Source organism: Candidatus Ruthia magnifica str. Cm (Calyptogena magnifica) (assembly GCF_000015105.1).
Lineage (GTDB): Bacteria > Pseudomonadota > Gammaproteobacteria > PS1 > Pseudothioglobaceae > Ruthia > Ruthia magnifica.
This window is the reverse complement of sequence record NC_008610.1, coordinates 210,943-226,775: the sequence shown is the minus strand read 5'-3', so window position 1 is coordinate 226,775 and position 15,833 is coordinate 210,943. Positions and strand designations below refer to the sequence as shown.

12 protein-coding genes are annotated in these 15,833 nt (G+C 33.8%); 4 read left to right on the top strand and 8 right to left on the bottom strand.

All coding sequences use genetic code 11. From position 1 onward, the window contains the following. The first annotated feature begins 11 nt into the window (after positions 1-11). Positions 12-737 (top strand): DsbC family protein, encoded by a 726-nt coding sequence (locus RMAG_RS01090; protein ID WP_011737623.1) that lies wholly within the window; start codon positions 12-14, stop codon positions 735-737. After that, positions 727-1,992 carry a 16S rRNA (cytosine(967)-C(5))-methyltransferase RsmB gene (rsmB, locus tag RMAG_RS01085; protein ID WP_011737622.1) on the top strand — a complete coding sequence of 422 codons (1,266 nt, stop codon included), beginning with the start codon at positions 727-729 and terminating at the stop codon, positions 1,990-1,992. The genes RMAG_RS01090 and rsmB overlap by 11 nt, the downstream gene beginning before the upstream one ends. Before the next feature lie 1,240 nt (positions 1,993-3,232). On the opposite strand, the gene lon is transcribed toward rsmB, so the two are convergent. The 8 genes from lon to RMAG_RS01045 form a co-directional block, all read right to left on the bottom strand. Further along, positions 3,233-5,569, bottom strand: coding sequence for an endopeptidase La (lon, locus tag RMAG_RS01080; protein ID WP_011737621.1), 2,337 nt, complete (start codon positions 5,567-5,569; stop codon positions 3,233-3,235). Beyond that, entirely contained in the window at positions 5,533-6,858 is a 1,326-nt protein-coding gene (gene hflX / locus RMAG_RS01075) for a ribosome rescue GTPase HflX (RefSeq protein ID WP_011737620.1), read from the bottom strand. Before hflX ends, lon begins: the two co-directional genes overlap by 37 nt. Positions 6,859-6,872: 14 nt before the next feature. Next, complete coding sequence (clpX, locus tag RMAG_RS01070) at positions 6,873-8,138, bottom strand: ATP-dependent Clp protease ATP-binding subunit ClpX (RefSeq protein WP_011737619.1); 1,266 nt, start codon at positions 8,136-8,138, stop codon at positions 6,873-6,875. A 4-nt stretch (positions 8,139-8,142) separates the two neighbouring features. Further along, complete coding sequence (gene clpP / locus RMAG_RS01065) at positions 8,143-8,739, bottom strand: ATP-dependent Clp endopeptidase proteolytic subunit ClpP (RefSeq protein WP_011737618.1); 597 nt, start codon at positions 8,737-8,739, stop codon at positions 8,143-8,145. A 7-nt stretch (positions 8,740-8,746) separates the two neighbouring features. Further along, a complete protein-coding gene (gene tig, locus RMAG_RS01060; protein ID WP_011737617.1) occupies positions 8,747-10,036 on the bottom strand; it encodes a trigger factor in 1,290 nt (429 codons plus the stop codon). 114 nt (positions 10,037-10,150) lie between these two features. Continuing rightward, positions 10,151-10,792 (bottom strand): c-type cytochrome, encoded by a 642-nt coding sequence (locus RMAG_RS01055; RefSeq protein WP_024792096.1) that lies wholly within the window; start codon positions 10,790-10,792, stop codon positions 10,151-10,153. A gap of 70 nt (positions 10,793-10,862) precedes the next feature. Continuing rightward, positions 10,863-11,156 carry a c-type cytochrome gene (locus RMAG_RS01050; protein WP_011737615.1) on the bottom strand — a complete coding sequence of 98 codons (294 nt, stop codon included), beginning with the start codon at positions 11,154-11,156 and terminating at the stop codon, positions 10,863-10,865. Between the two features lie 59 nt (positions 11,157-11,215). Beyond that, the gene (locus RMAG_RS01045) at positions 11,216-11,506 is read right to left on the bottom strand and encodes a c-type cytochrome (protein WP_011737614.1); all 291 of its coding nucleotides are present in this window, start codon (positions 11,504-11,506) and stop codon (positions 11,216-11,218) included. Between the two features lie 73 nt (positions 11,507-11,579). Between RMAG_RS01045 and yihA the strand changes: the two genes are divergently transcribed. Both yihA and RMAG_RS01035 read left to right on the top strand, forming a co-directional pair. Beyond that, positions 11,580-12,179: a ribosome biogenesis GTP-binding protein YihA/YsxC gene (gene yihA, locus RMAG_RS01040; protein ID WP_011737613.1), complete on the top strand. Its 600-nt coding sequence runs from the start codon at positions 11,580-11,582 to the stop codon at positions 12,177-12,179. Beyond that, the gene (locus RMAG_RS01035; RefSeq protein ID WP_011737612.1) at positions 12,169-14,643 is read left to right on the top strand and encodes a PD-(D/E)XK nuclease family protein; all 2,475 of its coding nucleotides are present in this window, start codon (positions 12,169-12,171) and stop codon (positions 14,641-14,643) included. Before yihA ends, RMAG_RS01035 begins: the two co-directional genes overlap by 11 nt. Positions 14,644-15,833: the final 1,190 nt, after the last annotated feature.

The window sequence follows — 15,833 nt, the reverse complement described above, 5'->3', positions numbered from 1 at the left end:
ATGATTTCATCATGCTTAAATTACTATTCATCACAACCGTCTTATTTTCTAATAATGCTTTTGCAGACAAAAACGCAATTATTAACACTCTGTATCCATTTTTTGGCACGATTGACAAACAATATATTATCAACACACCATTAAGCGATATTTTTGAGATAACTCTCCGTAATCTCATTGATTCTCTTTTAGTATCTAAAAATGATCGTTATTTAATCCAAAATAATGTTGTTGATTTAACCACTACCGCTAGACAACTTATACCAATGAATGGTAATGTTAAATTGATTAAACAGGCCTTAATTAACACAATTGATGATCACGACAAAATCATTTACCCAGCAAAAAATGAAAAATATATTATCCATGTATTTACTGATGTTGACTGTCCATTTTGTAAAAAACTTCATAATGGTATGAAGCAGATGAATGATTTAGGTATTACTGTTAAATATCTCGCTTCGCCACTTGCATCCTTACACCCAGCAGCGCAAGGAAAAATGGAAAGAATTTGGTGCGCTGATGACCCAGTCAAAGCGATGGATGATTATAAGAAAAATAAAATTATACTCAACTTAAAAACTTGTCATAATCCAGTAGCTAACCAATTAGCAATTTCTAAGCAACTAGGTGTAAATGGTGTACCTACCATCTTCTTAGAAGATGGTACGCATTTACTTGGTTATATGACACCCGCCATTTTGTTACAAAAAATTAAAGCAACAATTGGCAAATAATATCACTAGGTTTATTGCACTAGAGGCGATTTATTCCGTCATTATCAACAAAAAATCGCTCAGTGCTTTTAACTACCCAAAAGATAATGACACACCCTTAATCAAATCTTTGGTTTTTGGTACGATTCGCTTTTATCATCAACTGAATGATATTGTTTCCAAACGACTTAAACACTCATTTAAAAAAGAAGACCTTGATGTTCACTGTTTGATGCTTTTGGGTGCTTATCAATTACTTTATTCAAAAATTGCTATACATGCCAGTATTTTTGAAACCGTTAATGTTGTTAATGCGCTCAATAAACCTTGGGCAAAAGCTTTGGTGAACGCTATACTTAGGAAAATTGATCGAGATAAAAAAATACTTCAACAACAAGTGCATTACTCGCACCCAAGCTGGTTAGTTAAAAAAATTAAGCGCGACTATCCAAATGATTTTGAAACAATTTTTAAACAAAACAACACCCAAGCACCTATGACTATTCGCGTACACACCTCGCTTAATTTAGACCATTATCAACAACAACTACAACAAGAAGGTATCTCGTCTCAAAAACTCGCCATAACGCCACAAGCCTTGGTGTTAGATAAAGCCACTACAGTATTTAACTTAGTAAAGTTTGAACAAGGAGCTTGTTACGTCCAAGATGCATCAGCCCAGTTGTCTGTACCACTATTAAATCCAAAAAATACTGACTTAATCTTAGATGCTTGCAGCGCACCAGGTGGTAAAGCTACGCATCTGTGCGAATTAGCACCACAATGCAAAGTTATTGCGCTTGATAATGATAATAAGCGACTCATAAAAATAAGCCAAAATGCACAACGTCTTAAAATAACAAATATCCAAACAATACTAGGTAGTGCACAAAACCAAGATTGGTGGGATAGCCAACTATTTGATAAAATTTTATTTGACGCACCTTGTTCAGCCACAGGAGTTATTCGCCGTCACCCTGACATTAAGCTTCTACGCAAGCCTAAAGACATCACCACTTTAGTTGTTCTACAAAAAAATATTCTTGAAAACCTATGGCAAATGCTAAAACCAAGTGGCATACTGCTATATGCTACTTGTTCAATTTTAAAGGTTGAAAATGAACAACAAATCAAATATTTTTTAAACACTCACTATGACGCTAAAGAAATCAAAATAGAGCTAGATTGGGGCATTAATACTACCGTAGGCAGACAACAACTACCCACTGATAATTTTGATGGCTTTTATTACGCCAAAATAATAAAACTAACATAAAGTAAATTTATCTAAGTTCATTTTTTCTACTAGCTTTAAAAGGTTTGTCAACAATGATAAATTTTGTAAGTTACTCATTGTCATTAAAGGATAATTTAAAGCTTAATTTATCATAACTTGTTATTTTTATGGTGTTGTTATCTTCTTGTCAAAATTCAAAACTAATCAGAGGAAGTTGGTTCAACCTCTATACCAAGAATATCGCCTTTAATTTTTGCTCAAGGCAGGTGTAAGTGAGTTGAATGTCATAACCTGATAAGACCTTTTTAGTATTATCAACGATTGTCTTTTTTTATCTGAGAGAAGTAAGCTAATCTTGGAAGAAGATTAAAGTCTTTACTATTATCGTTTAACTCAGAGATTGGTTGAATAATTTTAATACTGTAGTCTAGCTTTTTTGAACTAAGTTCATGAATGCTAATGTTCAGTACGACCAGAACCAAACTGATTAAAAAACTTAATAACTCGAGTTTTTAATCCTGAAGAAATTTTATTGTTTAACTTGTTAGTATTATCTAAGTCTGCAGAGTAGAGCGTTACATAAATGTACTACCAACTTCTTTGAGTTGGTATTTGTTTTACTGTCTTTTTTATCAACAGAGATTTGATTGTACTCAGTGTTTAAATCTAGATAAACGGATTTATCAAAAATATCAATGACTTGTACGCCAATGAAAAATAAAAATATAGAAAAGTGAATACAAGAACGTTACTGAGTTTAAGAATTTTAAAACTTAGGAGCACACGAGTGGTGGTTTAAAAACCAAAGAAATTTATGGGTATTTTTTATACCATAGAGAGCTAGAGAGAAATAAAAAAAATATTACTCAGAATTAAAATAATTGTATTATTAACGCTAACCATCCAAATCAGAAATACGTAATTCAAATTAACACAGATCATACTAGAATACAAAAAATTATTTTAAATAACGTCGTTAATTTACAAAAACACTACGGTATTGACAATGTTAATGTTAATGTTAATATTCTAGTCTACAGCCCTGATTTAAGCATATTAACCAAAATCAATAAAACGCTGATCGTGTTGAACCCATAGCAGCGCTTATCACAATACAATGAAAAGCGTTAAGTGCAAAAGGCAAGTTTACAACACTAACAGGAGGTTAATACCGTACCCTCTGGTGGCTCGTATGGGGAGTTACAATAACAAAACTATTTTTACATTCGCCCTTAAGTTTTAAAAGGGTACTTATTGAGTGCTTTTTATAGATTAAATATTATTTTTCTAAAGCAATATCCAGAACTTCATCGATCCATTTTACTTGAATAACTTTAAGTTTTCCTTTGATTTTATCAGGCACTTCAGACAATTCACGCTCGTTATTATCAGGGATAATCACTGTTTTAATACCACCACGCAATGCGGCTAACATTTTTTCCTTCAGCCCGCCAATTGGAGTAACCTCACCTCGAAGTGTAATCTCCCCCGTCATAGCAACATCAGATTTAACTTTTCTACCCGTAAGTACTGATACTAGTGCCGTAATCATCGCTGCACCTGCACTAGGTCCATCTTTTGGCGTTGCACCATCAGGAACATGAATGTGAATATCTAGTTTTTCATCAAAATTCTCATCAATACCAAATTTCTTGGCTCTACTTCTAACTACAGATTTTGCTGCTTGAATTGATTCTTGCATAACATCACCTAATTGGCCTGTATAGTTGAGTTTGCCTTTACCTTTATAAGCTGTCGCCTCAATGGTTAATAAATCCCCGCCCACCGAAGTCCAAGCAAGCCCTGTTACTTCACCCACTTGATTATTTTGTTCAGCTAGTCCAAAACGAAATTTCCTAACACCTAAATATTTTGCCAAACTTTTAACATCAATATTAGCTTTGGTTTTACGTTTTTTTAAAACCACTTCTTTAACTACCTTTCGACAAATGGTACTAATCGTTCTACTCAAACCACGCACACCTGCTTCGCGTGTGTAATAACGAATAATGTCTAAAATAGCGCCATCTTGGAACTTAATTTCACTATTCTTAATACCATTGCTATCCATTGCTTTTTTAGTTAAATGGCGCTTGGCAATTTCAACCTTTTCATCTTCAGTATAGCCAGACAATTCAATAATTTCCATTCTATCTAAAAGCGGCTGTGGTAAATCAAGTGAGTTGGCAGTTGCCACAAACATGACTTGTGATAAATCATAATCGACTTCTAAATAATGATCATTAAAAGTATGATTTTGTTCTGGGTCTAACACTTCTAACATAGCCGAAGAAGGATCACCACGATAATCACTTGCCATTTTTTCAATCTCATCCAACAAGAAAAGTGGGTTTTTGACCTTCGCTTTTTGCATTTTTTGTATGATTGATCCTGGCATGGCACCAATATAAGTACGCCTATGACCACGAATTTCTGCCTCATCTCGAACACCACCAAGTGCCATACGAACGTATTTACGATTAACCGCTCTAGCAATGGATTCGCCTAAAGATGTTTTGCCCACACCTGGAGGACCTACTAAACACAAAATATTAGCCTTATTATGAGTGACACGTGTTTGTACTGCTAAATGCTCTAAAATACGCTCTTTAACTTTATCCAAGCCATAGTGATCATCATCAAGAATTTTTTGCGCCTTATTAAGATCCTTGTTAATAACAGTTTTCTTTTTCCATGGCATATCACATAAGTTTTCAATATAAGTGCGAATAATAGAAGCATCAGATGAGTGTGACGACATACGCGAAAGCTTCTTTAGCTCGCTTTGTGCTTTTTCCTTAGCCTCTTTTGACATTTTAGCTTTATAAATACTGGCTTGTAATTCTTCAATTTCATTTTCATCTTCAGCTTGGCCCAATTCTTTTTGAATAGACTTCATTTGCTCATTCAAATAATAATCACGCTGATTAGACTCCATTTGCTTGCGCACGCGTGATTGAATTTTCTTCTCAGTGCCTAACACATCAATCTCACCTTGAATGATCGATAAGATTTTATTAAGTCTATCTTGAGCATTATCATCACCTAATAAAGCTTGCTTTTCAGATACTTTAAGATTCAAATTAGCAATAATAATATCACTAAAACGCTCAACATCGCTAACCTCTTGTAACACTTTAAGCGCCTCTTCTGGTACTCTTTTATTTAACTTAATATAATTTTCAAAACCGTCTAATGCTAGGCGCATCATTGCTTTTATTTCAGTATCGTCATTTGACTTTAAACTAAATTCACTCAAACTCACTTCAGAAAAACCATCAACTTGTACAATTTTTTCAATCTTAGCGCGTCTGACTCCTTCAACCAAAACTTTGATGGTACCATTGGGCAATTTTAGCATTTGTAAAATAGTTGCTAACGTGCCCACTTGATGCAAATCATCGCCCAAAGGTTCTTCTACCTTGTCATTTTTTTGGGTCACTAAAAAAATGTATTTATTGGCCCCCATTGCTTGAGTGATCGCATTAACAGAGGTTTTTCTACCAACAAATAATGGAATAACCGTATGTGGAAAAACCACTACATCTCTTAAAGGCAATAGTGGAATATTACTTTTACTTAGATCAATTTGTTCGTTGGTGAGCTCTGTTCCCATAGCAATGTAACGCCTTTAAAGTTTAGTAATTTAGATAGATAGTGTTTAGTAACAAAGATTTCAAGTACCCAAGCCCCAAAATCATCCACTTTTTCATGATGGATATGTCCAATGTCATGAATATTACTACGGATATATGCACTACCAACATCCAGGTGAACTTTTGCACGAGTCATCATGCCACTAAGCTGTTCAGCTAGAGCTTGATGAAGAAAATCGATACCTTTTCCTGTTTGTGCTGAAAGCCAAACTCTATGAATATGTCCATTTTCATCACGATCCATGCGTGGCACAAAATTATCTAAACAATCAATTTTATTCATCACCAATATACTTGGTATATTACTTGCACCAATCTCAAAAATAATATCTTCAACTTGAGCAATTTTCTCAATATTATACTCATCAGCTGCGTCAACAATATGCAATAAAACATTAGCGCATTTAGTCTCCTCTAATGTAGATTTAAACGCATCAACAAGGTCATGAGGTAAATCTTGAATAAAACCCACGGTATCAACAATTGCTGCTTCTCCAGATGCAGGCAGTATCACGCGTCTAATGGTTGAATTAAGGGTTGCAAAAAGTTGATCGTTGGCAAATACTTCTGCATTAGTAAGGACATTAAACAAAGTTGATTTACCTGCATTAGTATAGCCCGCTAAAGCAATCATAGGTAATTCATTTTTAGTGCGTGATTTTCTACCCAAATCACGCTGTTTATGTACTTTATACAATCGCTTAGTAATATTTTTAATACGTATAGCAATTAATCGCTTATCAGTTTCTAACTGAGTTTCACCAGGACCACGCAGCCCGATGCCGCCTTTTTGACGCTCAAGATGTGTCCAACCACGAATTAAGCGTGTTGATAAGTGTTTAAGTTGTGCTAACTCTACTTGCAACTTACCTTCAAAAGAACTGGCACGTAAAGCAAAGATATCTAAGATTAATCCCGTTCTATCCATCACTTGACACTTCAAAGATTTTTTTAAATTACGTTCTTGAGAGGGTGATAATTCAGGAGAAAAAATCACCAAATCCAATGCTGAATCCTCTACTATTTTTGCGATTTCTTCAACCTTGCCTGTGCCAATAAAAAATCGAATTAATACTGAGTTACAATTCACTTTAATGGTTTTAACGATATTCAGACCTGAAGACTCAGCTAGTTCTTTAAATTCAACTTGAGCATTGTGCGACTGTTTATTACTTGTCAACTCAACATACACCAAAAGCGTTCTTTCACCTTTGCCAATAGCATCTTTTTGTTGTTCAAATAATACCAATTAAAGCCTTCATGTTAATCAACTCTTTTAGATTTATTGGAGTGTTTTTGAGATTGATAGATAATCAGTGGTGCTTTTTTCTTTTTCACCACTGCTTTGTCAATAATCACCTCGGTCACATCAAGAAGTGATGGTAATTCAAACATCGTGTCTAATAACAAATCTTCTAAAATAGAACGCAAACCTCTAGCGCCTATTTTACGTTTAATAGCTAATCTTGCAATTGCCAGTAAGGATGGATTTCTAAAAATAAGTTTAACACCCTCCATAAAAAATATTTCTTGAAACTGTTTAATAACTGAATTTTTAGGCTCTATTAAAATTTTCACTAAAGCAGTTTCATCTAACTCACTCAGTGCTGTTTGTACTGGTAAACGCCCAACAAACTCTGGAATTAAGCCAAATTTAATTAAATCTTCTGGTTGGATTAATGCAAATAAATCACTCAATGTTTTTTTTTCTTTTTGGTCTTTTACATCTGCAGCAAAACCAATACCTGTTACTTTTTCAACACGTCTATTAATAATTTTATCCAACCCATCAAAGGCTCCGCCACAAATAAATAAAATCTTCGAAGTGTCTACATCAATAGTTTCTTGATTAGGGTGCTTACGCCCACCTTGAGGTGGTACACTTGCCACAGTACCTTCAATCAATTTAAGCATGGCTTGTTGTACACCCTCGCCCGAGACATCACGAGTAATAGAAGGTGAGTCAGAACGACGAGAAATTTTATCAATTTCATCAATAAAAATAATACCACGTTGAGCGCGTTTTGGATCAAAATCACATTTTGATAATAAATTTTTAATCACATTTTCAACGTCATCACCCACATAGCCCGCTTCAGTTAATGTCGTTGCATCAGCCACTGTGAAAGGAACGTCTAATATGCGTGCTAATGTTTGTGCCAATAATGTCTTGCCTGATCCTGTAGGGCCAACCATTAAAATATTAGACTTATCTAATTCTACCTTATTAGATATATAATCACTTCGAAGGCGTTTATAATGGTTATAAACTGCAACAGATAGCACCTTCTTGGCATGATCTTGACCAATCACATAATCGTTTAAAAAGTTGTTTAATTGTTTAGGTGTGTAATTCCAATCTTCAAATTCATTAACTCCTTCTTGAGAAGCCTGATCTTCAATTAAATCATGGCACGATTCAACACATTTGTTACAAATAAAGACCCCAGGGCCTTTGATTAAACGCCCAACTTCAGATTTGCCCTTACCACAAAATGAACAAACCAATTCTTGATTATCGTCTTTCACAAATTTAACGTTTTGCCAATACTTTGTCAATTAAGCCGTATTTGGTAGCCTCATTTGCTGACATAAAATTATCTCTATCGGTGTCCTTTTGAATAGTTTTAATCGTTTGACTCGTATGAAGTTTAAAAATTTGATTGAGCTTTTCTCTCACTTTTAAAATTTCTTGCGCATGAATATCAATATCACTCGCTTGACCAGAAAACCCACCCAAAGGTTGATGAATCATACACCGAACATTAGGTAATGCAAAACGTTTATCTTTAGCGCCTGCTGTTAACAATAAAGCGCCCATACTTGCCGCTTGACCAATACACAAAGTAGACACATCAGGCTTGATAAATTGCATAGTATCATAAATCGCCAAACCAGCGGAAACTAAACCACCAGGAGAGTTAATATATAAATGAATGTCTTGATCAGGATTTTCAGATTCTAAAAAAAGTAATTGCGCCACAACCACATTTGCCATATAGTCTTCAATGGGACCTACTAAAAAAATAATACGTTCTTTTAAAAGACGCGAATAAATATCATAAGCCCTTTCACCTCTGGCAGATTGTTCCACCACTATTGGGATTTGATTTAAGTTTTCAATGTCCATTTAGCTACTATGTAATTTCTTGAAATTTTTTCTGCTTAAAAGTTACTTTGGCCTTATCTAAAATTAAATCTTGCACCATTTTTTCAATCACTAATAACTCGATACTTAATTTTTTCGTTGGATCTTGATTATAAGAATCAATAATTTTCTGGGTATCCTTGCCATGTGCCTGAGATATTTCTTGTAATTTTGCATCAATTTGTTCCAAACTAGCACTTAATTTATTATCATTAGAGATTTGATTAACTAATAAACCTAGTTTAACACGACGTTGTGCTTCATCATTAAAGGCAGAAGCAGGTATTTCACCTTGTGCTGGCAAGCCGCCTTGCTGTTGTATACGTTCTTTCATCTCTTTGAGTAAGTTTTGTGCTTCATTGTCAATACTAGATTGTGGCACGTCAAATTGATTAGCTTCAGAAAGTGCGTCAAAAATAGCATTTTTATTTAAATAGCCGATACGGCCATCAATTTCGACCTTCATTTGCATCTTTATGCTAACTTTTAAAGCATCCATGTCTTTTTCACCAAACTTCTTGGCAAATACTTCATTTAATTTTGGCTCTTTGGGTAAAGCCACTTCATTAATATTGATCTCAAAAGTAACAGCTTTGCCCGATAATTTATTCATATGATAATTTTTAGGAAATACCAAGTCCAACATCAGCATACTATTAGGAGTTACGTCTATTAACCCTTCTTCAAAGCCTTTAATCATTGAGCCTTTGCCAAGTACTATTTTGAAGTCTTTAGCTTCAGCACCATCAAAGGTTTTTCCATCAATCAAGCCTTTAAAATCAATCGATAATCTATCACCTATTTCAGATTTACGTTTAACGGCTTTATATTCAGTCAATTGTTCTTTTAATCCATTTAGTGTTCTTTGCTCATCAGCTTTAGTAATTTCTACCTTAATTTGCTCAATAGTAAGCTTTGAAAAATCAGCTACTTTAATTTCAGGAAATACTTCAAAATCCACCGTATAAGAAAAATTCTTCTCATCTTCTGAGTCAATTTTGCTGATAACTGGTTGTGAAACAGGAGTTGCTTTGACTTGTGTCAATGCATCAGTCAAAGTTTCGTTCACAATTTCATTAATGGCATCTGAATTGACATTATTGCCAAAACGCTTACGCACAACAGCAACGGGAACTTTACCTTTTCTAAAGCCATCAAAATTCACTTGCGATGCAATTTTTTGCAAAATTTTATCCGTTTTTTGGTTAAAAATATCAATAGGCAAGTCTACTGTCAATGATCTGTCTAGACCTTTTAATATTTCTAATGAGGCTTTCATTGCGTTCAAATCAATTTTTATACTTGAAAAGAACCAATTATACTAATAAGAAAGATAGTATAACTGTCTTTTTTTATTAATTAAAACTGTTCAAACTTTGACTCATTTTTTAATTTAATGTAGCCCTGCAATATATTGAGAAACCGCTTCAATCTCTTTATTATCTAAATATTTGGTTATATTTCTCATCATACCTTCATAGTCATTATTACGTTCAGGCGTATTAGTACCCGTTTGTACATTATACGCATCTTGACGAAAAGCGACGAGTTGTTTGATTATATAAGTCACATGCTGAGAGGCTAAAGCTGGAAACTTAGCAGAAGGAATGCCAGCCCCTATAGGACCATGACAGGCAATGCAAGCCGTTACGCCCTTATCCTTATTACCACCTTTATAAAGTTGTTCACCCAAAGCAATATTGGCACTTTTACTGACAACACCTTGAGTGATAGTTTGCTTAGAAAAATAAGCAGCTAAATTCTCCATATCATCCTTAGTTAATGATACAACAGTATTTTTCATAATTACATCTTTACGAGTATTTGATTTAAAATCTTGTAACTGTTTTAGTAAATAACCTTCCCCCTGTCCAGCTAATTTAGGAAATGTAGCCACTACTGAATTACCCTGAACACCATGACAAACAACACAAGTTGCTGCAATAACCTTCCCTTTGGCAACATCACCAGATGCAGAAACATTGATTGAAGCAAAAGTAATTACAATAATAAAAATTGAGGCTAATTTATTCATAAGATGTGTTTTGTTGAAAACAAATGAACTAGGATTATACATTAGTTCATTAAAATAAAAGGTGGGGTTTTTATTGCTTGGATAAATAATCAGCAATTATCTGCTCATAGCCAGCAACTATTGGCACCATTGCATTCATAGTTGGATCTTTACGCACACCAAATTGAAAATATTTTAATTGATTAACAAGCCACACAGCGTCTTTACCAGCCAAAGTAGGGTAAGCAGATGTGGAAGGTTTGCCATCAATACCATGACAAGACGAACATCCTAATGAATTGTACACAGATTTACCAGAGGCTTGTACACCCAAAGCAATACTTAGTGTCATCATAGCTAACACGTAGTGTAGTATTTTTTGCATTATTATGTTGTTAAAAATCTTCCTAATAAATTAGGAGATTTTTAACTCAAAAACAAGGGTTATTTTTGTGTTGCCAAGAAATCAGCAATTGATTGTTCTTTACCAGCAACTATTTTAGACATTGCATTCATAGTTGGGTCTTTACGTACACCTGTTTGAAAATCTTTTAATTGCTTAACGGTATAAGCTGAATTTTGTCCAGAAAGGTTAGGATAAATTTGGATGACTGATACTCCTGTAATGCCATGACAATTAGCACAACCACCAGCAGCATAATCTGCTGCACCATCTGCTTGGGCAAAATTCATTGTAAATGTAGCGACAGTTACTACTAATAAAATTCTCTTCATTACTCTCTCCTTATCATTAAAATTAACAGTCAATAAATAACCATGAGTTTTCGATTATACACCGTTTTTAACAATGCACAAACACTACCACCAAGCCAAATTTTTGCTCTCTTGCCCCTCTTTAAAGGGTTGTCCACCAGACGAAGGATATGAGGTTATTTTTGCTGGTCGGTCAAATGCGGGCAAGTCAAGTGTCATTAATACACTCACGTTACAAAATAAACTTGCCAAAGTATCACGTACACCTGGTAAAACTCAACATTTTGTTTTCTTCGAGCTTGACAAAGACCGTCGTCTGGTTGATTTACCTGGTTATGGCTACGCCAAAGTACCAAAACGTGTCAAAACTAAATGGCACAAAGACATAAATGAATACTTTAATAAGCGTGATTGTCTTCGCGGTACAGTACTGGTTATGGATATTCGTCATCCATTTAAACTTTTTGATCAAATGGTGCTAAACTGGTGTCATAGTATTAATTTATCCACACAAATTATACTCACCAAATCCGACAAACTCAAAAAAGGCGCCGCCAGCAATACTTACCTTAAAGTCCATAATCAAATTAAAAAGTACCCTTATGTTGATGTACAGTTATTCTCTAGCCTAAAAAAACAGGGCTTAGAAATATTGGGGGCTCGATTAAACACATTTTTTGGCTATGTTGATTAATGCCGAACTAACCGAGCTTAACGCTAAAGATATCATTGTTTTAGCCAATAATCGACAAGTACTGGCTTTTAAAAAAACTTTTGCCATTCAACGTGGCAATACTCAACTGCCAAAAGCCTTATCTTGGGGACAATACTTGTGCTACACTTGGCATCAAATTAGCCCTAATTCAAACTTGCGCTTTATTGACCAGATTGAATCAAGACACCTTATCAAGCAATCCATGCAAAAACTAGGGCAAAATACACACCAGAGTCTGCTAGATGAAGTGGTTAAAAATAATGATTATTGCGCCAATTATTTAATTGATTTATCCGAATTAACTTACTCAAAAATACGCTCATCAGAATTGTTTAGTGCTTGGATTAACGCCTATAAAAACACCAAATTAATCCTAGGTTTGATTGATTTACATGACCTGCCAAGTTTAATTATTAAAACCAACACATCAATCACTAAGCCTCATATATACGGCTTTAAAACTCTAACCCCTCAACAAAAACTTTTATTCGATACAATCGGATATCAACAAATTAACGCCATCAGCACTCACAATATATTAACCTTCACTTTTGACACCACAACAAGCGAAATTTTCAAAGCCGCTCAATGGGCAAAAGCACATTTTGATACTAATCCTGATAAATCAGTCGTCATCGTTAGTCCACAGCTTAGCGATATACAACACCAGTTAAGTTCTATTTTTGATCAGGTGTTTGATAATTTGCTCACTGAAATTGAACAAAAATCCTACAATATATCCTTAAGACTACACTTAAATCAATACTCACTAATTCAAGATTTATTGTCCATTTTAACACTGTCCATTCAATTGCAATGCAACAAAATTCAAAGTACATTATTCAACAAAGTTGCTACTTGCGTTTATGTCTCTGGCTATCAACAAGAAAGATCATCCAGAAGTCTATTAATGAACCAAGTTTTGTCTTTATCTGTTGATGAATTTAGTTTAGATAGAATTGACAAAGATTTATCGAAATGTCCAATACTAGAGGCCATTATCAACAATATTAAGCGTGAAAAGCCAACCAATAATACACTTGAATCTCATCTTTTAAACTTTAATAACATGCTTAAAACTTGGGGTTTTGCCACTGATAGAAACCTAAGTAACACAGAATATAAACTATTTAACAAGTACTTACAAACTAGTTTGGGGCTTAATCAACTCTCGTTTTACTTTGGTAAAGTTAGTACTCAATCTGCCATCACGCAATTAAACAATTTAACCGCGCAAGTTATTTTTCAAGAACAAGCAAACAAAACCAATATCCAAATTCTAGACGCTTTAGAAGCGCGAGGCTTATATTTTGACGAGGCTTGGATACTTGGCATGACCAACCAATTTCTACCAACACGACTCAACTCAACTCGTTTTATTGCACATGATATCAGCGTAACACACCAAATCCCAAATACAGATTACAAACTGATTACAACTGACGCTAAAAACACATTGGAAAGTTTAAACTCACTTGCCAATAAAGTCGTTTTTTCCTATGCATTAACACACCTTGGAAATGAGCAATTACCCTCACCACTGGTAGAATTTAACCCAACCATTAACACAAGCCATATTCAAAAAATATTCCCCATTCCACTAGAGTCTATTCTTGATACCAACACAAGCTATTTAAAAAAACCTCAAATAAAATTAGGTGTTCGCATTTTAAAAGACCAAATGGCTTGCGCTTTTAAAGGCTTCGCACATCGACTCGATACCACAAGTTTTGATGCGCCACACATTGGCATAAACCGATTAGAACAAGGCAATATTATCCACAACGTTTTGCAATATATTTATCAAAAAATTACCTCAAAAGAACAACTCCTAGCCCTTAATACTAAAGAACTTGATAACCTTATTCTTAATAAAATAAATACCGTTCTCAAGCGTCATCTAAACTCCAGTTTTAAAAAAATAGAAAAACTCAGGCTCTCTCATCTTATCCACACTTTCATTGAAGCTGATAAACTTAGAGAAGATTTTTATGTACTGACAACCGAACAAAATATAACCGCTAATATTGCTAATTTAGAATTCGAAACTCGATTAGATAGACTCGATCGAATGAGTAATGGCGACAAAATTATTTTCGATTACAAAACAAGTACCACCTCAATCTCTAGCTGGTACGGTAGTGCCATCAGTGAGCCACAACTCCCTATTTATGCCATCACTAACAACGTTCAAGGCGCAGCCTTTATTGAACTAGCCTCAAACAAAATTAACTTCAAGGGGCTCTCAAAAAACCCAGATTCTCTACCCAAACAATCCAAATACAAAGACAAATATCAAGATTGGAACAAGCAACTTAAAATTTGGCAACAAACCTTAAATATTGCCAGTATTGATTTTCAAAATGGTATTACTACTGTCCTGCCCAACAAAAATGCCTGTAATTTTTGTGAATTTGACTTGCTTTGTCGTATTGTGAAATAATTACTTAACCTCTTATTCCATCTTTGATTATATATTCACTGAAATAACAAAACTTTCATCCGTTAGAATACGTGAATTCTAAACTAAATTGTACATAAATATTTTTAATATCGCAATATAAAGAAATAATTCTCATAATAATAGTTAAGTGTTTTACAATTGGATCCATAAAAACCTATAATTAAAAATTAGGATATTATATAAATTTAGATTATTAAGAAAGATGAAGATTTAAAAGTATATTTTATTATTGTAATTTTAAAAATATAAATATAAAATTTGTTCTTTTTCTGGAAAAAGTACTTTGAATGGTCAGTTTGTGTGAGCATTATGCCAATGCTAGAATGAAGCTATTATTGAAATAGAAAATAATAACTGTTCAAATATTAAGCAAATTACTTACTAAAAATAGTAGCAATAAACTTAACTCTAAAAATAAATTTTGACTTATAAATCAAAAAAATTGTCATACTTAAATGAGTTTAAGTATATCTCAAAAAATTATTGTGATAAGATTTTAAGTACCCAAATAAAAAATACAAAATCTATCCTTTGTCTTATGATTATCATTGTATCTGTATAATTTTTATTAATAAATTAATACTCAACACTTGCTTAACTAACGAATATTTTCAAGTAAATTAAATGAAAGACCCTTTAAGTTACTTACTTAGTAATAAGAAACCCATACAAGGTAAGTGATTCGTGAGAAGTTTGATGGGATTCTTGGGTAAGAGAAAAACAGGCGAGTTTATTGAGAATTATTCTTTATGACTGCATGCAACGAGTAAGTGGGTTAATAAGTCACATACTGATTATATTAGTGATTGTGATATTTTTATTGTTAATCAATTTGACTTATCACAAAATATGATTTGAGGATAGAGTAAAAATCTTTTTGTCGCCACTTTTTAAGCCAGAGTGTAATTTAATTGTGCATAGTTCAGATAAGATAAACAGTGCACCTAAAGAAGGACAATACTTCTTTGCTAAAATTAAAGAACAAGAGATGGAAATTGTATAGTTTTTACAGCAAGGGGTTGGCTGCGCCTTGGAATTTAACCCAAGAAAATAGTAGTTAAGGATTATGAGCGTTAGTTCAATAATAAAAATGATTTTTTTGGATAAAAAAGAAAGACAACAATACAATAGTCGCCTTTCTGCTCCATCAAACTACAGAACACTATTAC

Coding starts and splice junctions, on each gene's coding strand:
- RMAG_RS01090 (WP_011737623.1), top strand. CDS start 12: ATGCTTAAATTACTATTCATCACAACCGTCTTATTTTCTAATAATGCT.
- lon (WP_011737621.1), bottom strand. CDS start 5,569: ATGGGAACAGAGCTCACCAACGAACAAATTGATCTAAGTAAAAGTAAT.
- clpP (WP_011737618.1), bottom strand. CDS start 8,739: ATGGACATTGAAAACTTAAATCAAATCCCAATAGTGGTGGAACAATCT.
- tig (WP_011737617.1), bottom strand. CDS start 10,036: ATGAAAGCCTCATTAGAAATATTAAAAGGTCTAGACAGATCATTGACA.
- RMAG_RS01055 (WP_024792096.1), bottom strand. CDS start 10,792: ATGAATAAATTAGCCTCAATTTTTATTATTGTAATTACTTTTGCTTCA.
- RMAG_RS01050 (WP_011737615.1), bottom strand. CDS start 11,156: ATGCAAAAAATACTACACTACGTGTTAGCTATGATGACACTAAGTATT.
- RMAG_RS01045 (WP_011737614.1), bottom strand. CDS start 11,506: ATGAAGAGAATTTTATTAGTAGTAACTGTCGCTACATTTACAATGAAT.
- yihA (WP_011737613.1), top strand. CDS start 11,580: ATGCACAAACACTACCACCAAGCCAAATTTTTGCTCTCTTGCCCCTCT.
- RMAG_RS01035 (WP_011737612.1), top strand. CDS start 12,169: ATGTTGATTAATGCCGAACTAACCGAGCTTAACGCTAAAGATATCATT.